This is a genomic window from Shewanella sp. GutCb, assembly GCF_002836135.1.
Lineage (GTDB): Bacteria > Pseudomonadota > Gammaproteobacteria > Enterobacterales > Shewanellaceae > Shewanella.
Genome location: NZ_PJBL01000105.1, coordinates 98,717 through 120,008, shown reverse-complemented (window position 1 = coordinate 120,008; position 21,292 = coordinate 98,717). Strand labels below are relative to the sequence as shown.

The following is a 21,292-nucleotide window of genomic DNA, read 5'->3' as shown; positions in this document are numbered from 1 at the left end:
GCTTAATAGCTCCTTTTTTATTTTGCTGTTTTTAGAAATAATGCACGTATTCAACGGCAACGCGATACAGTACGTCATCAAAGCCAATCAAGTCTTGCTCTGATTCTCGGTCAATATATTGAGTGATAAAGTGGAGCAAGTTATTGTTATCAGCTAACGGCACGACCACGCTCATGTTTAGGCGGTTAAAGGTGTATGACTTACCATCTTTATAACCCCAAAGGCCATCATAACGGCTGTAATCAATGCCTAACTGCACACCAGAGTGACCAAAGGTGTAACGGTTGCTCCAAGCAAAGTAGTAGCCGTAACCTCGACGATTTAACTCATCTTCGGTAATGCCTTTATATTCGCGTGGCCAATCGTCATCTTTCTCTTCTTCGCTATACGCAACACCAAGTGTTAAGCCAAGGTCATAGTAATTGACATCACCGTAGCGATTGTTGAGTCCAAGCCCTGCAATGGCGAGTTGTTCAAATTCTTCAAGTTGCTGGCTGTTATAGTGACCTTCGTAGCGACCTACAAAGCTTAAGGTGTGGTTAGCGTTATTGTTGATATTCATGAAAGGACGTTGGTACTGAAGCTTCATGTCCATCGAGTTACGATATCTATCTTCGTCGTATTTTTCTGAATCTTGCTCGTAATAATAAGTGCCGCGGACTCTAAAGTAATTCTTGTCTAACTGGTAGGTATTATCGTAGCGAAGGTCGTCCCAGATGACAGAGACACCCACACCTTTAGACAGGGAGCTATCAGGAGAATCTTCATAGGTTTCCATAGCCGTTAATATGGATATTGCAAAAGGGGAGTCAGACTCGGCTGCATTAACCTGACCTGATAAAAAGCTTGTCGCGATAACCGCGCTTAAGAGGAGGTTGTTCATAATATCCCTATTCCCTTTGTTAAAATCCAGCATAACGCTATTGAAAGTACTGTTATTTTAGCTGGATTCTTACAGAAAGGTTACAAAAACCTAGCATCGCCGGCATGTTTTTCAAACGCTCGTCTTAATGCCTAAGCTGACTTCGATATTTTCAACGCTCAATTCAACCTCTTTGGCTATCTCATCACTTTGCAGTGAGGCAGCTTGAGCATGGTCTTTAAGGCTGTTCATTGCGCTAACAAAATCGTCCAAATAGCTGACTTGCTCTAAGGCACTATTAGCCCCTTGTTTGGCGGTACTGGCCATATCGCTTGCTTGAGATTGCACATTTTGAGCGACTTGCCATAGGCTCTGTGCGCGTTGTCTTTGAGTCTGTGTAGCCTCTTCAATGCCATGCACCCGTTCATCAAGGTCAGTATTAGCTTGAGTGAGCTGGTTGAGGATCTGCATAATCTCTTTTAGTGAGATTTGGGTTCGTTGCGATAGATTCCTGACCTCGTCAGCAACCACGGCAAAGCCTCTGCCTTGCTCGCCTGCTCTGGCAGCTTCGATAGCAGCATTAAGGGCGAGTAGGTTGGTTTGTTCGGCAATATTACTAATCACATCAATGATTCTAGACACGTCAGAAACCGACGTTGTAAGGCTAGCAAGCGATTGATGGCAATGAGTGACTGCAACTTGTGAGTCTGCTGTTGCATCGAGCACGGCTTGGGCTTCTTGCTGGCTGAGCTGCATCTGCTGCATGGTTTGTTGTGCGCTTTGCTCCACTTGCCCCGAGGTTTGACTCACATCTTGTGCCAATACACGGATATGCTCAGTTTGGTCTTGTGCGGTGAGCACAATATTTTGAGTCTGCTCTGTACTGGCTGAAAGGTATGAAATACGGTTAACGAGTAAGCTAAAAGATTTGGATACATGAGCTATCTGCTCACGTTGTACCTCATCTTCTTTCTCGAAGCGCTGTAAAAGCTGGTTGAAATGGCCCGCAATTTGACCCGTTTCGCAGCGACGCTGAATTGCCAGTCGCTCTCGACTATTGGATTCACTTAACTTGTGGAAGGCGCGGTTAAGATGTTTGAGCGGTTTAATTACCCGCCGTTGTTGCAGTATTAAATAGCCAATAGCAAAAAGAATAAGCACAGACACCATAGTATAGATAGCGATACTGAGTTCTTGCTTTAGTTGCTGATTATGTTGCTCTTTCTCCATACCGAGCGCCAATAATAGCTGTTCGATGGTGGCGATATCCTGAGCCATTGCTTGCTGAGTACGTTGGTTTTTAATCAATAGCGAGTGGGTATTGTTGACCTCTTTGTTATAGCGATTACTTAAGCTTAATAGTTCACTGTGGGCGCTCTCTCCTATCTCTATCTCTTCTCCGCTTTCATCTCCGAGAGCAAACTCGTCAACTTCCAGCGTTTCATATATCCCGATAAGCGGCAGAGCATCGAGCTTGTCATGCCACAAGTTAAGCTCATTAATAAGGCTGTCTAATATGGATTTCAGTCGCTGCTCTTTGCCGATCAAATACCCGTCAGTGACTTGCGATAAGTCATAGATCAAGGGTGGCAGTTCTCTGGTTAAGGCTAAGTATTTATTGGCAAGTCGTGGCTGTTGCTGCAAGCCTTGAAGCGCATAATCAGCCAGACGACGATTGTAATCGAGCATCTCTGATTCAGCATGGGCTAATAATTGCCTGGGATTACCTGCAAGCTTACCCGCAGCGCGATAGTCATTATCGAGGGCGATAATAAAGTGTCGAATCGAAGCTTGTAGCGGCAACACTTCAACGCTTTGTTGTTGACTGATTTGCATCTCAATTTTAGCTAAGTTGAGCTTAGCTTGTTCAAGCTTACTAGCGTCGCCACTAGTAAGGTACCTATCAAGCTCACGTCTGATTTCAACTAAAAAGGTTTTTTGGATCTGTTGTAGCTGGGAAGTTTGTTGCTCAATGAACAGCCGCTCTTCACTGCTCCAAAACACGACGCCAGCGAGTAATGCTGCAATGAGCAGCAATACAGCTGATGCAGAAAGCGATAGGGTTGATATTTTCATTCCGTTGACTCACATCAAAAAGATGATGCAAGAATATGTCACTTAGATTACAAAAAAATTACAAGAAAACAGCGAATACTAACGCCATTGAATCGATGACTAATTTAGCGCTCTCTCTGGGCTTTCAATGTTAGGCGTATTGTTGAAGATTCGATAGACGACGGCTTGAAAGAGGCTCTGATTCAATGATGGTGACGCTATTCTAGCGGCAGCCAAACTTGGGCGTGCAGGCCGCCTTCATTGCGATTGGTGAGAATGACTTTACCTTGGTGACGGTCAACGATTCGCTTGATAATTGCTAGACCTAAACCTGATCCGACGCTACCGCGGGCGGTATCGCCCTGAGTGAAAGGTTCGAACAGTTTGGGGATCTGATCTTCAACGATACCGGGGCCATCATCCTCAACACTAAAGCCAAGGTATTTGCCGTTAAACTGCGAGCTTATTTTGACCCAGCCATTGCCATAACGATAAGAATTTTCCACTAAATTACTTAAAATACGTTTGATAGCAATGCCTTGCATCAGAACTTGTGGGCATTCACTTAAATCGGACTCAATGGTGCCTTCACGATTAGATTCTGCTTGGATCACGTCATTAATCAAATCGTTAATTTGTTCTAGCTCGCGAGTACCTTCTTGGTCTTGTCGTATATAGGCGATGAATTGATTGATAATGGCATCCATATCTTCAATGTCATGCACAATGCCATCTTTTAAATACTGGTCCTCTTCAACCATCATCTCAGACGCCAAACGAATTCGAGTTAAGGGGGTTCTGAGATCGTGAGAAATCCCGGCCATTAACAAGGCTCTGTCTTGCTCTAGTTGTTTCATGCAATAGGACATCTGGTTGAACGTATTGGTCACCTCAACAATTTCACTAGAACCACTGATGGGTAAAGGCTCGGGGTAATCACCACGAGACACTGCAATTGCGGCTTTTTGTAGGCGTCTTAAAGGGCGATTTTGCTGGCGGGCAAACCACCATCCACCGGCGACACTCAAGGCGCCTATCACCATTAAGTATAGGGTGAGTGGCGAAAGATTTTTCTCGTTCAAGCCGATTAGCGGAACTTTAATCCAAAGAGAGGGAGCTTGAGGTGGACGGATCCAAATTTCAAACTCTTCACCTTGTGCAATGCGCACTTCGGCTTCACCGCCGAGGTATTCTGACATTTGTGACGAGAGAAAACCGTAATAGGTTGCCCGTTCAATACCTGCTTGACGCGCCTCTTTTTGATTATAAAACTGCATGGCATCGTCACCCACTTTGGCATTAAGTGCGTCTACCATAGTGAGGTGTTCACGGCCAACATCGACCCCGTCGACAAACAACAGTTTTACTTGGCGTGCAATCAGTTGGTTAATTTGTTGATAGCTCGGCTTAATAAAGTAAACCGCAACCGAAAGGTAAGACACCAATTGATTAGTCAGCAGTAGGCAGCCAATTAACATCACTGTTTGGCTGAAGGAGCTGCGGGGGACTAAGCGGTGCCACCATCTCTTTTTCATACTACTTTCGTGATGAGCCATCAGGCACAAACACATAACCTAAACCCCAAACCGTTTGAATGTAGCGCGGGTTAGCAGCATCGGTTTCAATTAAGCGGCGTAAGCGTGAGACTTGCACATCGATAGAACGCTCAAGTGCAGAGTAATCTCGGCCACGGGCAAGGTTCATCAATTTATCGCGTGATAGAGGCTCACGAGGATGACTGACTAACACTTTTAATACTGCAAACTCACCGCTGGTAAGGGCAATTGCCTCTTCGCCGTGATGCATTTCACGCGTCGCAAGATTGAGTGAGAATTCACCAAAAGTGATCTCCTCTTCTTGCTGGGTCGGTGCACCGGGTACTTCAGGCGTTTGGCGGCGCATTACCGCTTTAATCCGAGCCAGTAACTCTCGTGGATTAAAAGGCTTGGGCAGGTAATCATCTGCACCCAGTTCTAGACCGATAATCCTATCGACTTCATCTCCCTTCGCGGTGAGCATAACGATGGGGATAGTGTTACCTGTTTGACGCAGTCGGCGACAGATGGAAAGACCGTCTTCACCAGGGAGCATCAAGTCCAGTACCAGTAGATGGAAGTTTTCGCGCTCTAATAAACGGTCCATTTGTTCGGCATTGGCCGCACTGCGGACTTGATAACCTTGCTCCATCAGGTAACGCTCCAATAAGGCGCGCAGCCTCATATCATCGTCGACAACGAGAATTTTTGAGGTTTCTTGTCCCATGCGTAGGATCCTTTTTTTGCTAGGAGGGCCAATAGGTATAGGCAACTGGCTGATATTGAAAATGAATTAGCCTAATATAGCCGCTTTAATATGTTGATGACTAGCGAGTTATTCCGCAATCGCACATTTATGTCGTTAAGACTAAATGAATAGAGTTGTTAAGGTATTGAAACATTTAGTAATAATTCTTTTGTTTGACTGTATTTGAAATTGTAACCAAATTGAACAAATTGCTAATATAAATGCTCACAAGTTGACGCAACATTTCTGCCGCGTTGTAAAGTGCCTCGACAGAGCTGAATTATGCTATGATTTTTGGCCTCAGATTATCGTTAACCTTTAAAAAGTAGTCCGTATGAGAACAAACATCGTCACCCGAGCAGGTTTCGAAAAATTGCAGAAAGAGCTGAATTACTTATGGCGCGAGCTTAGACCTGAAATCACTAAGATTGTCAGTTGGGCTGCGAGCTTAGGCGATCGAAGTGAAAATGCGGACTACACTTTTAACAAGAAGAAACTGCGAGAAATAGACCGTAGAGTGCGTTATTTGCGCAAGGCCATCGAAAATACTAAAGTTGTCGATTATTCACCAGCGCAAGAAGGTAAGGTCTTTTTTGGTGCTTGGGTTGAGATTGAAAATGATGCTGCTGAGAAGCGGGTATTTAAAATCGTCGGATATGACGAGATCTTTGGCCGTAATGACTACATCTCGATTGATTCCCCTATGGCGCGTGGTCTGTTGAAAAAAGAGGTTGATGACGAAGCCGTGATCCATACGCCTGTTGGCGAACAGGTATGGTATATCAACCGTATCTCCTATCAAGGATTTGAGGAGGCTTAGCAAGCAAGATTGCTGCGGCCTCACAGATTAAAGATCAATTAAATTAGCCAAATAGATTCCTCATCGATAAAACAGCGATTAGTGACATTAAAATTGCTTCTCAGCTGTGTTATCTTGAGCGTAATATTACCTTTTTGGCATCACTTCTATATATGCATAACATTGCACAGCTTATTGCTGAAGAACTTAACGTCCGTCTTCAGCAAGTTAACGACACTATTAAATTACTGGATGACGGTGCAACAGTACCGTTTATCGCGCGCTACCGTAAGGAAGCAACGGGTGGGCTTGATGATGTGCAGTTGCGCACGCTGAACAGTCGCCTTAGCTATTTACGAGATTTAAATGAGCGCCGCAATGTTATTTTGTCGAGTATTGAAGCGCAAAGTAAGTTAACGCCTGAGCTAAAAGCTGCAATTAATGCTGCTGACAGTAAAACGCGCCTAGAAGATCTTTATCTGCCTTACAAACCTAAACGCCGTACTAAGGGTTTGATAGCGATTGAAGCGGGAATTGAGCCTTTAGCGGACTTTTTACTGGCTAATCGAGATGCTGATTGTGACGCTAAAGCGGCTGAATATTTTAATGTTGATGCCGGTTTCAGCGAGGCTAAAGCCGTATTAGATGGCGCCCGTTTTATCTTAATGGAACGCTTTGCTGAAGATGCTGAATTACTGCAAAAAATTCGTACTCACGTTGAGCAAAATGCCGTATTAGAAAGCCGCATGTCTAAAGGCAAAGAGAAAGAAGGTGCTAAATATCGAGATTACTTCGAGCATTCTGAAAAGTTAACCAAAGTCCCATCGCATCGCGCCCTTGCAATGCTACGCGGCCGCAATGAAGGCATGTTGAGCCTAAGCGTGAATGCTGACCCAGATAAAGAAGCCAAACAAGCAAGTTACTGTGAAGTCATCATTGCTGAACACTTCAAACTTGCAATTAAAGACACCGCAGTCGATCAATGGTTGAAAACGGTTGTTGCTGCAACTTGGCGAGTAAAAACAGCGTTGCAGATGGAAACCGAGTTTTTTGGACGTATGCGTGATAGTGCCGAAACGGAAGCGATTAACGTCTTCGCGCGTAATTTAGGCGATCTTCTTATGGCAGCCCCAGCGGGCGCCAAAGCCACTTTAGGCTTAGATCCGGGTCTTCGTAGTGGCGTTAAGGTTGCGATAGTGAATAACACTGGCAAACTGGTCGCACACTCCACTATTTTCCCTCATGCTCCGCAAAAACAGTGGGATAAATCGTTAAGAACCTTAGCTAACTTAGCAAAGATGCATAAGGTTGAGCTGATTGCTGTCGGCAATGGCACGGCATCTCGCGAAACAGACAAGCTCGCGGCCGAGCTCATCACCTTAGTTAAAGCCGAACTACCGACATTGACCAAAGTGATGGTCAGTGAAGCGGGCGCTTCTGTGTATTCAGCCTCTGAGCTAGCCTCGGAAGAGTTTCCTGATGTTGACGTGTCTATTCGTGGTGCAGTGTCGATTGCGCGTCGTTTACAAGACCCATTGGCAGAGCTTGTCAAGATAGAGCCAAAGGCCATTGGTGTTGGTCAGTATCAGCACGATGTGAGCCAAAGCATGCTTTCAAGTTCACTCGAGGCGGTTGTTGAAGATTGTGTAAACAGCGTTGGTGTGGATGTGAATATGGCGTCAGCGCCGCTGCTGGCACAGGTGGCGGGCTTAAATAAAACACTGGCACGCAATATTGTCAGATACCGCGATGAACAAGGACAGTTCACCAATCGTAAAACACTGCTAAAAGTGGCACGTTTAGGGCCTAAAGCCTATGAGCAAGCTGCGGGTTTTTTACGGATCAACGATGGTGAAAACCCACTTGATGCATCATCAGTGCATCCTGAGGCGTATTCACTGGTTGAATCTATCGCGAGTGCAAAACAGCAATCTGTTGCGACGTTAGTAGGGAATACTGAGCTGCTAACCAGTTTAGAGGCCAAAGACTTCATCAGTGGCGATTTTGGTTTACCGACGGTGACCGATATTTTGCTTGAGTTAGACAAACCTGGACGCGATCCGCGTGGTGAGTTTAAAACAGCCACCTTTAAAGATGGCGTTGAACAGATTAATGACCTAAAGCCTGACATGGTATTAGAAGGCGTGGTGACCAACGTCACCAACTTTGGCGCCTTTGTTGATGTTGGCGTGCATCAAGATGGCTTAGTGCATATCTCATCGATGACTGAGAAGTTTATTGATGATCCGCATAAAGTCGTGAAAGCGGGCGATGTGGTCAAAGTTAAAGTGATGGAAGTCGATGCTGAAAGGCGCCGAATTGGCCTCAGTATGCGACTTACCGATAAAGCCGGCGAAGCGCCGAAAGCTGCACCTCGGCCCGCAAATAATGGTACTAAACATAAAGGCTCAAAACCACAATCTCAGCCGCAGAAAAATGTTAAGCCAAAGCAGGCGACCAATGCCGCGATGGGCAATGCGTTTGCAGATGCCTTTGCTAAGATGAAAAAATAACGGCTTATATCGACAACGTTATCTGTAACCTCTGTGAATAGAAAAACACCGACAATATTTAATATTGTCGGTGTTTTCGTATATTCCACGTAAATGATTGTTGTTTAAGTAAATTAATCTATTTTTAATATGACTGTATTAAGATGGATATTGAAGATTTTAGCGTGCAGAAATGTGCTCTAAACAGGATAAACCGATAAAGGCTGCAGCATAATGCCTAAATAGCTTGAATTAAACGCAGTAAAGGATATGTTGTAAGCCGTTTGATATTTGAAACTTATTATCGACAAGGAGGTCTTAACTTTACTTTTAAACGCTTTATAGAAAGCGATAATTTAAAATGATTAGGATTAACTATTTTGACACGTTCACATGCGTTAGGGCCATTTCGGTCGATTATCATATTCGCGGCCATCTCTTTGCTGGTTATCATGCTCAGCAGGCTGGGTCTGGCCCTTTGGCAGTTTGACCGGGTTGATGCAACCTCGGGTTGGTTAGAGTTGTTGGTTCAAGGCTTACGTGTTGATTTTGCAACATTTTGCTGGCTTTGGGGCGCAGCTGCACTGGGGACGGCTATCTTTTCTGGCGAGCATGCAATTGGTCGAATTTGGACACTAATATTGCGGGTTTGGTTGACCTTAGGTTTGCTGACGATCGTTGTCCTTGAAATATCGACGCCCTCCTTTATTGCTGAATACGGCATCAGACCTAACAGGCTGTATGTTGAATATCTTATCTATCCCAAAGAAGTGTTTTCAATGCTTTGGGCGGGTAGAAAGGTCGAACTTATTCTGTCGGCATTGATCAGTACTGCGGTGTTCATTGGTGGTTGGAAGCTCAGCGGTAAACTCACCCAAAATCAAACATACCCACGTTGGTACTGGCGTCCAGTGCTTGGTGTTTTAGTCATTGCGATTACTATTTTAGGCGCGCGTTCAAGCTTAGGGCATCGCCCGCTAAATCCATCATTGGTCGCTTTTTCAAGCGACCCATTAGTGAATTCTTTAGTGACTAACTCGGCATACTCTCTTGTCTTCGCAATTAAGCAGATGGGCAGTGAGGCAGATGCTGCCAAGATATATGGCAAACTCCCTGAAGATGAAATTGTGAGTATTATTCGTCGTGAAAGTGGCCGACCATTAGCCGATTTTCAGTCCAATGAATTCCCGAGTGTGTCTTATAACACTGCCAGTTATCAAGGTAAGCCGAAAAACTTAGTTATTATTCTACAAGAGAGCCTTGGGGCACAATTTGTGGGCAGTTTAGGCGGTTTACCGTTAACACCAAACATTGATGAGTTATCGAAAGAGGCATGGGCTTTTGATCGTATGTATGCCACTGGCACGCGCTCGGTTCGTGGGATAGAAGCCGTTGTGACCGGATTTACCCCGACCCCTGCTCGCGCTGTGGTCAAATTAGGTCTGAGTCAAAGTGGTTTCTTTTCGCTAGCATCATTGTTAAAGCAACACGGTTACCACAACCAGTTTATTTATGGCGGAGAAAGCCATTTTGACAACATGCGTAACTTTTTCTTAGGCAATGGTTTTACGGATATTGTTGATGAAGATGATTACGAAAATCCTAATTTTTCCGGCTCGTGGGGCGTGTCAGATGAAGATCTTATGTATCGTGCTAACGATGAATTTGAACGTTTACATAAAGAAGGAAAACCATTCTTTAGCTTAGTGTTTAGTTCTAGTAATCATGATCCATTTGAATTTCCTGATGACCGCATAGAACTGTATGAGCAGCCAAAGCAGACGCGAAATAATGCGGCTAAATACGCTGATTATGCTGTAGGTGAGTTTTTCAAACATGCTAAAAAATCTGATTATTGGAAGGACACTGTATTTGTTGTGGTTGCCGATCATGACAGTCGAGTGGGTGGCGCAGAGTTAGTGCCAATTTCACGCTTCCGTATACCCGGCCTAATTTTAGGTGAGGGGATCGAGCCTAGAGTTGATAAGCGAGTGACTAGCCAGATTGATTTAGGACCGACGTTATTGTCATTGATTGGCGTGAGTGATTCGTATCCTATGTTGGGTCGAGACCTTACTAAAACACCTGAAGATTGGCCTGGTCGCGCGTTAATGCAGTACGACAAAAACTTGGCCTATTTACGCGGTGATGATGTGGTGATCCTGCAACCTGAACATCCAGCATCTGGCTTTACCTATGATCCAGTGGCTGAGAAACTAACTGCTAGCCCACAGTCTGATGAAATGAAAGAAACGGCATTAGGTTGGGCGCTTTGGGGCAGTATGGCTTATCAAAAAGGCTTGCATAGCGACAATAAAAAGTAGCGCTAGTTGCAGTGACTTTTTAAACGCTTGTCAGCATATCGGACTCAGTCTTTGGCTGAGTCCGAGCTTGATAAAAGGCGTCGATATGGGCGCCAAATGCACGATAGAATTGTAATGTTTCATTAGGCATACGCTTACTGTCAGCGCATGCTGGTTTCTCTACTGGCAGGCTTGGCAGTTTAATATCGCTGCGTTTTAATGACGAACGATAGCTTAGCAGTTGTTTTAAATCGAACGGTGCAGGACGTTTTTGCTGCTCTTGTTGCGAGTCCCCTTGTTGCTTACCTTGTACCGATCCTCGTAACTTTGCTTGTGTTTGAGCCTGCTCTGCGGTGCGCTCGTGTTGTGGATTAAAGGCGCGTTCTTCATGGCCTTTACTCGCTTGTGGTGGCGGTAATACGGGTGGTTGTTGTTGATTATCCGTGCGTGCAGCATCGGTCGCTACGTTAGACGTAGAGAGCGGCACGTTGGGATAATTCGTTACCACTTGCATAAACATTTCCACTTTGAGTTGTGGTTAAATCTTAACCAAAAACAACGCAAAAATAAAGCTGTTTTACGCGCTAACCTTATTGTTAATTAGTGTTTTTTAAGCCAGCGGTCTAACGCCGTAACAAAGTCGCCGGTATGGCTTATGAACGGTGCATGAGAGGCTTTCGGCAATATAACATCTTCGCTATTACTCAAATTAGGCATCAACTTAATCACTCTACGTGGCACGAGCCCGTCGAGCTTCCCCCATATCCTTAACCAAGGCTGCTTGATCAGTGGCAGTTGGTTTCTTAAATCAACCCGAGCTAACATATCAAGCCCTTGATCGAGTGCGGTGAATTGCGGCTGAGGTTTAGCGAGTACCCATTCGCGCAGTTGCTTGATGTCGCCCTTAACTGTTTGGCTACCCATGGCTTGTATTGCTAGAAATCGTTCGATGGTTTTATCGAGATCTTGGGTGAGTTGAGTCGCGAACTGAGCGAGCACATTAGGGGGGATCCCGGGCCAAGACTCCTCTTCTCTAGCCATAAAGCAAGGTGAAGACGAGATAGTACACAGGGCACTGACATGTTGTGGATACTTAAGTGCTGCTAAGGTGGCGACCAAACCGCCGAGGGACCAGCCTATCCAGATAGCAGATTTTGGCACATTGGCTATGATGCTTGCCAACCAATCATTAATATCACCAGCAACGACATTACTTTCGCCAAAGCCGGGCAGATCAACAAAGTGAAATCTATACTGAGGTAACAGATCGGGCAAAGCGGTAAATACAGCCCCATTGACTCCCCAACCATGCAGCATTACCACATCGTGGCCTTGGCCAATTGATTTGACATGTAATTTAGTTTGACTCACGTATTAGCCTTGTATTGAATTTATATTAGTGCTGTCGTATTGGCGGAAATCGCGTATGAAAAAGGAGTTTCATGATGACTCAGCCCTCTTTGCAGCGATGGCTCGCGGCTATATTACCCAATCGATGCTTAATGTGCCATCAGCAGATCACGTCCACACAAAGTGGTATTTGTCGGGTTTGCCTACAGGCCTGCCTTTACCAAACACCCGTTTGCTTAGGCTGCGGTAGAGAGATGCCGCTAGAGCTTGCCTATTGTGGAGAGTGTCAGCAGCACAACAGGCTAAAGGTGGTAGCCCCTTGCGGTTATCATGATGGACTCGGTCATTGGGTTGGCCAGATAAAATATCAAGCACAGTTTGCCGTTATCGAGGTGATGGTTGATGCGCTTATCCGTCGATTACATCATTTAATTGAGTTAGGCTTTGTTCAAATGCCACAAGTCATTATCGCCGTGCCATTACACTCAAAACGATTACGGCAACGTGGTTTTAATCAAGCATGGTTAATCGCTCAAACATTGTCACAAAAGCTTGAACTGCCGTTGCTTGACGATGTGCTTATTAGGCAAACCAATACCGCTCCACAAGCGGGGTTATCAGGAAAAATGCGCCGTCAAAATTTATTAGATGCTTTTACGCTAGTGGCTGACATTAATTGGCAACGTATTGCGATTGTCGATGATGTGGTAACCACGGGCACAACGGTCAGTGAGATAGCGCGATTATTTAACAAGCAGTATATTGAAACTCAAGTCTGGTGCCTTGCAAGAGCAGAGGCACCCGGACTTAACTAGTGTTTAACGAGCACTTAGCAAGTTAAACGCTAATACTTAGTGAAGCGCGGGAATAAAGTAAAGTGCATTGGCGTAGAGTTTTTCTGACCCTAGCCATATGTTTCTAAATAGCAGGTTATCAGCAATGGCGACGACTGCGCCTTTTGACCTGGACTCAACAATAATCGCGGGGGTGTTGGCGAAACTGCTTTGATATTCTTGCGCCATATAACCACTTAATAGGGGTTGTGAAGCGTAGCTTGCCGCAACGCTGAAGTCGTTACTGGTGTGCGCAAAACCGAGAGCTTTATTCTTCATCACTGGTAAGCGGTCGCCATTAATACCAAAATTAATCGGGTGACTTTTATCCAGTGTTAATTCGACGATGGCCCCGCCGATCTCTTGTCTTGCACTAAACGATGACTTTTGATCAAAAGCCAGTCCATCAGCGTTAAAGAGTTGCTTGTAAAAACGTTTACCTCGCAGGCTCGTTTTTAGAAAGTTGGCTTTACTCAGCCAAGTTAAGGCTCCCTTTTGGGCGATAACGACACCACCATTAGCAGTAAAGGGCCCCAGTTTACGGCCAAACTTTTCATCTAAGCTTGCATAGCTGCCGCCAGCAAAAATAATATGAGTGTAATCAGCCAGCTTGATTGAGTTGAGTTCACTGGTATCCACTAACGTGGTGGGCACTTTAAGCTGAGAGTCTAGGTAATACCAAATTTGACCCACTTCAGGGATTGATGTGCCTTTGCCGCTGACGATTAATGGCCGTATAGGGCGGATAACGTTAAAGTCAGGGCTGCCTAAATCGATGCCACTGACAGCGCCACTGGTATAAGCGGCTGTGACACTAATGCGAAACTCTTGAGCTAGTTTACTCACTAACTTGCTAAGGTCACTGGCGGAGTAGCCATCTTGTTTTAAGGGGATTTGCAAGGTGCCAGCGGGAAAATCGAGCTGGCCGGGCTTACTTGCTAATGTAAAAGGCTTAGCGGCAAATTTAACTTGCACCCCTTGGCTTAATAATTGTTGTAATACTGGGGCAGCCTGACTTTGACGCCAGTCGATAAGTAATGCGACTGCCTTTTGTGTCCATTTAGACGGCGTAAACGTTGGCGCTGTTTTACTTAAGACGCTGAGCTCGAGCTTAACGTTCTGGCGTATCGTTAAGTCAAATGCATATTGCAAGTTCCAAGTAGAAACATCATAAAAGGTAGGGTCCTCAAACTCAGTTCTATTGTCAAACAGGGCGGTTAACAACGTGGCTTGTGCTTGATGATCGGGAATGAATACACTGTTTTCAACCGTGAATGTTTTGCCCCCTTGAGTGAGCGTGTTGGTTAAATAGTAATATTCAATTTGGTGTTGTGCTAACAGCTCTGTAAGTTGCTTTATCCGCCAGCTGTCGTTGGCAGCAGAGATCAGTCGACCCGCTTGTCTTGGCTTCTTTTTCTTTGATTGCTGGTGTTTTCCGCTGAAGAAATCGGCTTGATACTCTTGCAGTTCAGTTTTAAGTGCCAGCGCGCCTTTTAAGCTCGATATAGACGTTGCGTACTGGTTATCTATCGCCTCTTGAAAGCGAACAATGCCGTTAACAGAGTCTTGCTGCTGGCCACGCGCACTGGCTTGTTCAAACAACACACCGATAGCACCGTTGATGTCTGGATAGGTCGACCCTTTCCCGTAAAAGAAATCATCAAACAGTTGGCGGCTGAAATAGCTCTGTTTTTTATCGTCTAATGCCGCTTGATGATAACCAGCAAGTTTACTGGTTAACGTTTGATTTGCGACCGGCGTTAGTGGATGGGTTCTTTCAGGAACACCCGGCTGGAAGAAGTAGGTTTGGTTGTGGCCCATCTCATGGAAGTCCCCCACATAATGTGGTTGCCAACGATGAAATAGCGCGACTCTTCCCTGAGATTCTGGGTGACGTAGAAACAGCCAGTCTCGGTTTAAATCTGCTAGGTAATGGTTGGTTCTGCCACTCGGCCAGCGTTGCTTATGCTCTTTGTGGTTGGGGTCGCTCACGGCCACTTTACCGGCGTAACCATTGGCCCAAGTGGAAAATCTATCCATGCCGTCCGGATTTTGGCTCGGCGTAATCAGCACTACTGCATTTTTAAGTAGATTGGTCACCCACTTTTCTTCACTAGTGGCCAGCATATGACTCAGCTTCAAAGCAGCATGGGCGCCACTGGCTTCATCACCATGTATCGAATAAGCGAGCCAAATAACGATCGGCCCAGTTTGTTTAGTGTGATATTTGACTTGCTGGCGCTGCTTTAAAATTTCATCTAACTGCTGCTGGTTTTTAGCGGAGGTGATGACAGCGGTGAGTTGCTGGCGACCCTCATGACTCTGGCCAGTATTTTCGAGTGACACTCGCGGATTCTGTTTTGCTATCTCTTTAAGGTAGTAGTTGACCTGATCATGGCGTAGCAAATGTTCCCCCAACGGATAACCAAGAAAAGCCTCTGGGCTAGTAGTGGTAATTCCGTAGAGTGGATTGTCGGTTAGCCGAGTTTTTTTTGCCTCTGCCGAAAGAGAGAGCAACATCATAAAAGCGCATAAAAAAGTGAGAGCAGTTTTCAGCATCGAAATAGTCATTATATTTATAATATTACGGTTAAATTACCAGCTCAGCAGCGACAAAACCACTGCCAATCTAGATAAAAAATTGTGATCAAAATAACGTTAATTTACATAGTGTGAGCATTGGGGGCTACAAAGCGCAGCAGAGTAAGAGTATTATAGGGTTAATTCTCACTAAAACACTCAGGTATATTCCTGACGGAGCTATGTTTTCATGATTACCATTTCCGAAACAGCTCAGGCGCATTTTGTTAAATTGCTATCAGATCAGCCTGAAGGAACTCACATTCGAGTATTTGTTATCAGCCCTGGCACGGCGCAGGCTGAGTGTGGTGTTTCTTACTGTCCACCAGATGCTGTTGAAACAGATGATACCGAATTCGAGTTCAACGGCTTTAACGCTCAGGTCGACGAAAAGAGTGCTCCTTTCTTGGAAGAAGCGACTATCGACTTTGTGACTGATCAGCTTGGTTCACAGCTTACGCTAAAAGCACCTAACGCGAAAATGCGTAAAGTGTCTGGCGATGCACCATTGGTTGAGCGCATTGAATATGTGATTCAATCAGAAATTAATCCACAGCTGGCAAGCCACGGCGGTAATATTTCACTTGTTGAAATAACCGAAGACGGTATTGCTGTGCTTCAGTTTGGTGGCGGTTGTAACGGTTGTTCTATGGTCGATGTGACATTGAAGGACGGAATCGAAAAGCAACTTCTCGATATGTTCCCAGGTGACTTGACGGGCGTTAGAGATGTTACCGAACACCAGCATGGCGATCACTCTTACCAGTAAGCTTGAGATTGTTAAGCATAAAAACGCGACTAATAAGTCGCGTTTTTTTATGGCCGTAAATGCTGATCTTTGTTGATAAGTTCAAATGTAATGGGTTATCAATCGAGTGCTTTTCTAAGCCTGAACCAGTAATGCGCCGTCAGAGTAAGGCTACGGGCCAACATAAATGTGCTCATTGCTGCCCATAGTGCTTGGTTTCCTAACGATTGCAGTAGATACCAGGTGGGAAAGAACACCCCAAATGTGGCAATGATCATGCTATTACGCATGATTTTTCCTTGCGCTGCACCAATATACACCCCGTCAAATAGGTAAGATCCAAACGCGAGCAGGGGTAGGAATATCACCCAAATCAGATAACTGTTTGCGACCTGTTGCACTTCGGTAAGACTGGTTAGCGCGCTGATGACACTGCTACCAGCAAGCGCAAAAAATAGTGTAAAAATAATCGCGGCGATAGCTGACCATGCCCAGGCTAAAGTTACCGACTCTTTCATCAGTCGACTATCTTTTCGGCCATAAGCACGGCCGACTTCGGCTTCGGCGTAATAGGCTATACCATCCAGTGCATAGGAGATTAATAACAGTAGATTGAGCAATATTGCATTGGCTGCCACTGTATTGTCACCAAGGCCGGCACCGTAGAAGGTCATAAAGGCAAAGGACAGTTGCAAACATAAGCTACGCACAAAGATATCGGCGTTAAGGCTAATAAGCTTATGGTAGCTCTGTAATGATAGCTGCTTACAAACAGTGATAAAGTGAAAGTCGCCTAAACGTTTAAGTTGGCGCCTAACGAATGTCAGCGCAACCGCAAAGCCAGCAATATCTGCAATGACGGACGCATATGCAGCACCTCTAACGCCCCAGTCTAGCCCTATAACAAACAGGACATCTAGAATGATATTGACTAAGTTGGCGACGATTAATTGCCACATTGCTGCTTTTGGTTGCTGTCTGCCAAGTAGCCAACCGAGCATGACTAAGTTCATTAATGCGAAGGGCGTAGACCAGATCCGCACTTGAAAGTATTCGCGGCAATATTTTTCAACTTCGACGCTGGCATCGGACAATGTCATCGCCAAATTAACGATCGGGAGTTGTAACAAGACTGCGGCCAAACCTAATATTAGGGCTAAGCTACCCGCTTGGAGCAGCAGTCTATATTGCTGTTGAGTGTCGTTGGCACCATAGGCCTGCGCGACTAACCCTGTCGTTGCCATGCGTAAAAAACCAAGTAACCACAAAATTAGGGTTATAATTGTTGATCCAACTGCCACGCCACCTAAATAATAAGCATTACTTAGGTGTCCAACAACAGCTGTGTCGACCAGTCCCAATAGCGGGACGGTAATATTCGACAAGATCATCGGCAGTGCGAGAGCGAGTAACTGTCGGTTTTTTTGTGGGTTTAGCAGTATGGCATTCATTTTAGAGGTCTAATATTTATGTTTAAAAATATGTTGTTAGCGCTGTTAGCGCTGACGGGTTTTTCGGTGCAAGCCGCGGTGATTTTACAATATCATCATGTGTCTGATGATACGCCAGCAATCACTAGCGTTACGCCTGCGCAATTTAAAGAGCAGATGCAGTATCTAGCGGAAAACAATTTCAATGTCGTGCCACTGTCTGAGGTCGTCGCTTCGGTAAAAGCCAAGCAACAATTGCCCGCTAAAACGATCGCAATCACTTTTGATGATGGTTATCCCAGCATTGCTAACACGGCGCATCCCATCTTAAAGCAATACAAATTCCCCTACACGCTTTTTGTCTCAGTGGAACCTATTCAGAAAAAGTATGGCGAAATGATGAGTTGGCAACAGCTGATTATTTTGTCAGAAGAGGGGGCTGAAATAGCCAACCATACATGGGGACATGAACACCTCATTCGCATGGAGAAAGGCGAGACTGAGCCGCAATGGTTAGCGCGTATAGAGAATAATATTTTGCGCACCGAAGCTGAGATTGCCCAAGCGACGGGTCAGAATCACAAAATGCTGGCTTACCCTTATGGTGAGTACAATCAGCAGATAGAAGATATGCTCAAGAAACATGGTTTTGTGGCATTTGGTCAGCAATCAGGTGCCGCGGGTCCATACTCACCTTTAACGGCATTGCCAAGGTTCCCAGTCGCAGGAGCTTATGCCAACCTCGATAGTCTAAAGGTCAAGCTGCATAGCCTTAATATGCCGGTAATGGAACAGACCCATAGTGACCCACAACTGCAATATGGAAAGTGGCGTCCTGAGATTAAAGTGAAGCTGGATATGGAAGACATTAATGCGTCGCAGCTGATGTGTTTTATTCAAGGGCAGGGGGCAAAAAAGCCCAACTGGATTAGCGACGATGAGTTTACCATTCGCGCTGAACTTGACCTTCCCGCGGGGCGTTCACGTTATAACTGTACTGCGCCCAGTAAGCATCAAGGCGGTTATTATTGGTTTTCACAGCCTTGGGTTCGACCAAAAGCTGATGGTACCTGGATTGCAGAATAAGGTCTCAGAGTCTTAATCTGCAAGGGGTTTGCTGCTAGGGTTTACCAAGGGTGTACAGTTCTTATTTAGGATTGCCCTTGGTAACTCGATTTTGGGCAACAGTGGTTCCAATGACCTGCGGTCGGCGCATGTGTAGACGCAACTGAGGCTCGCTGCTAGTACATCCCTGTAAGCTCAACGAAAACATCCCTGTTTTCGAAGGCCTCAGCCGCATCTACACTGGGTTATAAAAGCGTAAACTTTCAACATTTGAGTTAGAAATAGAAACTAGATGTATGAATGCACAAATCATCTCACAGAAAACGCTAACTCCTCATCGAAGTTGCCGAAGTGCGTTGGAGTAAATGGCGTAAGTCCAGACATGGATGTCTGGCTAGCTTTCGCGTGACCTTCCCGTGGGGCGTTCACGCTATAACTGTACCGCACCCAGTAAGCACCAAGGTGGTTATTACTGGTTCTCACAGCCTTGGGTTAGAGCCAAAGATAATGGCGAGTGGGTAGCGGAATAGGGCACCGATCCTTATCACTCGTTGAGCTAGTGATAAGGCCTCGTGGTCAGTGTCATTCTATGACTTAAAATAGAATGACACTGGCAGAGGAGTTGTTTTGATGTAAGCGAGTTAAACCCAGTTATCCCTTAGCTAAAAATGCCTCATGATAAGTCACAGCTCCCGTTGGGCGGACACCTTGCAGTAATACAGCTTGAAAATATTCAGCTGGAACATCAGCAAGCACTAAGCCCTCTATCGGCTCAAAGCCAAATTGACGATAAAAACCAGGGTAGCCCAGTAATACACAGCCATTCGCGTTGAGATTGTTTAACTCCTTCAGGGCGGCATGCATTAGCGCAGAGCCTATGCCCTTACTTTGCTCTGTTGGAATGACAGAGATTGGTCCTAAACCATACCAATCAACAGAACCATCTGTAATTGTTACTGGTGACAGAGCAACATGGCCAACTATTTTAGCTGAGTCTTCGGCGACAATAGAAACAGATAGCGCTCCGGAATCTCGCAAAGCATCGACAATAAATTGTTCAGTATGATCTGTATGTGGTGCATTAAAAAATGCAGTAGCAGTAACCTGATGAATAGTAGCAATATCGCTAGGTTTTTCTAATCGAATGTTAATGGACACAGAAGCTTCTCCAGGTTGGGTTTTCGCCTGTTAATAGGCGAAGTATAGCTTGGCTAAAGTCGGTTTAGTAATAGCAAAATCCAACGGTATTTTATCTGATTTTAATTGTTTGTTATGTATCGCTTAGGCATAAGTGTGAAGGGGAATTGTAAGTATCGAGTCAGCTTTAGCATCTGTAGTTCCAATGACCAGCGGTCGGCGGATGTGCAGACGCAGCAGAGGCTCTTTATATAAAGAGAGGGACCATGTGAGTTCAAAGGAAACATCTGACCTCCATGGACGGAGGAAATGCTAAATTCTGTATGGAACAGAATTGGGCCTGTTTTGGATGGCGTCAGCCGCATCTTATATGGATTTGAAAGCACAATTTTTCGGCACTTTAGTTTTCAATTTAAGACAAAAGATTAGATAGTTAATCTATAGCTGACGGATAACACCAATCTTCCCCGTTGGAAGTTTCGCTTTTCAGAAATTTCGCCGGGGCGCTGAGGGATTGTCAAGGGGCGCAAGCGCTTTGCCCCTTGGCTCTGGTGTGGGTGAAGCGCCACGACCTTGGTCAAGCTCAGCTTGACGTATTTGTGGTTCCAGTGTTCTACGGTCGGAACTGGATAGCATGTCCTAATTACCGTGATCGCATCGAGGACAATGAAACCGCCAGACTAAACTGGCTAGCTAACCATTATTATACTTATCAATCAAAGCCTTCACATCGTGGATTAATGCACTGTTTTTAATTTGTGGCAGTTTGCCAGGAGTGTCTGACTTTGGCTTGATAATCGCCACTTTCTCACCTTGCGGTGAAATCAGCGCAAATGAAGCACTGTGATCCACTTGGTAATTATCGCCGTCACCCACCATGGCATAAACAAAGCCCAAACTGCGAGTGAGGGGGTAAAGCTGTTTATGCTCGCCCGTTACGGCAACAAACTCAGGATTGAAGAAGTTGGCATAATTGAGCAAGGTGTCAGTCGAGTCCCGGTCAGGATCCACTGATAGGAAAATGACCTGCAGGTCGGTGTTTTCAGATAATAGTGGGTAAGCTGCTGTTAGCTTACCCATCGTGGTAGGACATACATCTGGGCAGGAGGTGTAACCGATGAAAAAGAGGCTCCAATGGCCCGTTAAGTCATCATTACTAAAACGATTACCATGCTGGTCAGTGAGTGTAAAAGGCGCAATGGCTTGTGGTGTCGGAAATTCGAAGCTGGTTTGTAAGGCCAGCGTTTTAGGCTGACTGAATTGTATCGCTGCCAACACCCCCGCTGCTGCCAATATTACAGCAGCAATAATCCATGATAGTTTCATCGTGTTTAGCCTTTTCTTTTGTGGTGCTA

At 45.3% G+C, this 21,292-nt stretch carries 16 protein-coding genes and 1 pseudogene; 7 read left to right on the top strand and 10 right to left on the bottom strand.

The features are described 5' to 3' along the window. Positions 1–31: 31 nt before the first annotated feature. From CXF86_RS20640 to ompR, 4 genes are all read right to left on the bottom strand, one after another. Positions 32–883, bottom strand: coding sequence for a hypothetical protein (locus CXF86_RS20640; RefSeq protein ID WP_101090792.1), 852 nt, complete (start codon positions 881–883; stop codon positions 32–34). Positions 884–994: 111 nt separating this feature from the next. After that, positions 995–2,938 carry a methyl-accepting chemotaxis protein gene (locus tag CXF86_RS20635; RefSeq protein WP_102039915.1) on the bottom strand — a complete coding sequence of 648 codons (1,944 nt, stop codon included), beginning with the start codon at positions 2,936–2,938 and terminating at the stop codon, positions 995–997. 197 nt (positions 2,939–3,135) lie between these two features. Further along, positions 3,136–4,452 (bottom strand): two-component system sensor histidine kinase EnvZ, encoded by a 1,317-nt coding sequence (gene envZ / locus CXF86_RS20630; protein ID WP_101090789.1) that lies wholly within the window; start codon positions 4,450–4,452, stop codon positions 3,136–3,138. A gap of 1 nt (position 4,453) precedes the next feature. Then, positions 4,454–5,179 (bottom strand): osmolarity response regulator transcription factor OmpR, encoded by a 726-nt coding sequence (gene ompR, locus CXF86_RS20625; RefSeq protein ID WP_101090787.1) that lies wholly within the window; start codon positions 5,177–5,179, stop codon positions 4,454–4,456. A gap of 355 nt (positions 5,180–5,534) precedes the next feature. Between ompR and greB the strand changes: the two genes are divergently transcribed. From greB to CXF86_RS20610, 3 genes are all read left to right on the top strand, one after another. Beyond that, positions 5,535–6,020, top strand: coding sequence for a transcription elongation factor GreB (gene greB, locus CXF86_RS20620; protein ID WP_101090786.1), 486 nt, complete (start codon positions 5,535–5,537; stop codon positions 6,018–6,020). 152 nt (positions 6,021–6,172) lie between these two features. Next, on the top strand, positions 6,173–8,512 hold the full coding sequence (locus tag CXF86_RS20615) for a Tex family protein (protein WP_102039914.1): 2,340 nt from the start codon (positions 6,173–6,175) through the stop codon (positions 8,510–8,512). A gap of 431 nt (positions 8,513–8,943) precedes the next feature. Beyond that, on the top strand, positions 8,944–10,815 hold the full coding sequence (locus tag CXF86_RS20610) for an LTA synthase family protein (RefSeq protein ID WP_102039980.1): 1,872 nt from the start codon (positions 8,944–8,946) through the stop codon (positions 10,813–10,815). A 19-nt stretch (positions 10,816–10,834) separates the two neighbouring features. On the opposite strand, the gene CXF86_RS20605 is transcribed toward CXF86_RS20610, so the two are convergent. After that, positions 10,835–11,308: a hypothetical protein gene (locus tag CXF86_RS20605; RefSeq protein ID WP_102039913.1), complete on the bottom strand. Its 474-nt coding sequence runs from the start codon at positions 11,306–11,308 to the stop codon at positions 10,835–10,837. An 86-nt stretch (positions 11,309–11,394) separates the two neighbouring features. Next, positions 11,395–12,165, bottom strand: coding sequence for a pimeloyl-ACP methyl ester esterase BioH (bioH, locus tag CXF86_RS20600; protein ID WP_102039912.1), 771 nt, complete (start codon positions 12,163–12,165; stop codon positions 11,395–11,397). Positions 12,166–12,236: 71 nt separating this feature from the next. Between bioH and CXF86_RS20595 the strand changes: the two genes are divergently transcribed. Next, positions 12,237–12,959 (top strand): ComF family protein, encoded by a 723-nt coding sequence (locus CXF86_RS20595; protein WP_102039911.1) that lies wholly within the window; start codon positions 12,237–12,239, stop codon positions 12,957–12,959. 36 nt (positions 12,960–12,995) lie between these two features. On the opposite strand, the gene CXF86_RS20590 is transcribed toward CXF86_RS20595, so the two are convergent. Then, positions 12,996–15,536 carry a M14 family zinc carboxypeptidase gene (locus tag CXF86_RS20590; RefSeq protein WP_102039910.1) on the bottom strand — a complete coding sequence of 847 codons (2,541 nt, stop codon included), beginning with the start codon at positions 15,534–15,536 and terminating at the stop codon, positions 12,996–12,998. Positions 15,537–15,747: 211 nt separating this feature from the next. On the opposite strand from CXF86_RS20590, the gene nfuA reads away from it, so the two are divergent. Next, entirely contained in the window at positions 15,748–16,326 is a 579-nt protein-coding gene (gene nfuA, locus CXF86_RS20585) for a Fe-S biogenesis protein NfuA (protein ID WP_101090775.1), read from the top strand. Positions 16,327–16,424: 98 nt separating this feature from the next. Here nfuA and CXF86_RS20580 read toward each other — a convergent pair whose 3' ends face one another. After that, a complete protein-coding gene (locus CXF86_RS20580; protein ID WP_101090774.1) occupies positions 16,425–17,756 on the bottom strand; it encodes an MATE family efflux transporter in 1,332 nt (443 codons plus the stop codon). Positions 17,757–17,774: 18 nt separating this feature from the next. Here CXF86_RS20580 and CXF86_RS20575 point away from each other — a divergent pair, with 18 nt between their 5' ends. Then, positions 17,775–18,821 (top strand): polysaccharide deacetylase family protein, encoded by a 1,047-nt coding sequence (locus CXF86_RS20575; RefSeq protein ID WP_102039909.1) that lies wholly within the window; start codon positions 17,775–17,777, stop codon positions 18,819–18,821. A 389-nt stretch (positions 18,822–19,210) separates the two neighbouring features. Beyond that, a pseudogene (locus CXF86_RS23135) lies at positions 19,211–19,330 on the top strand (polysaccharide deacetylase); the annotation flags it as partial. 121 nt (positions 19,331–19,451) lie between these two features. Here the strand turns inward: CXF86_RS23135 and CXF86_RS20565 are convergent. Then, positions 19,452–19,958: a GNAT family N-acetyltransferase gene (locus tag CXF86_RS20565; RefSeq protein ID WP_180961125.1), complete on the bottom strand. Its 507-nt coding sequence runs from the start codon at positions 19,956–19,958 to the stop codon at positions 19,452–19,454. Between the two features lie 672 nt (positions 19,959–20,630). Continuing rightward, entirely contained in the window at positions 20,631–21,263 is a 633-nt protein-coding gene (locus CXF86_RS20560) for an SCO family protein (protein ID WP_102039908.1), read from the bottom strand. Between the last annotated feature and the right edge of the window lie 29 nt (positions 21,264–21,292).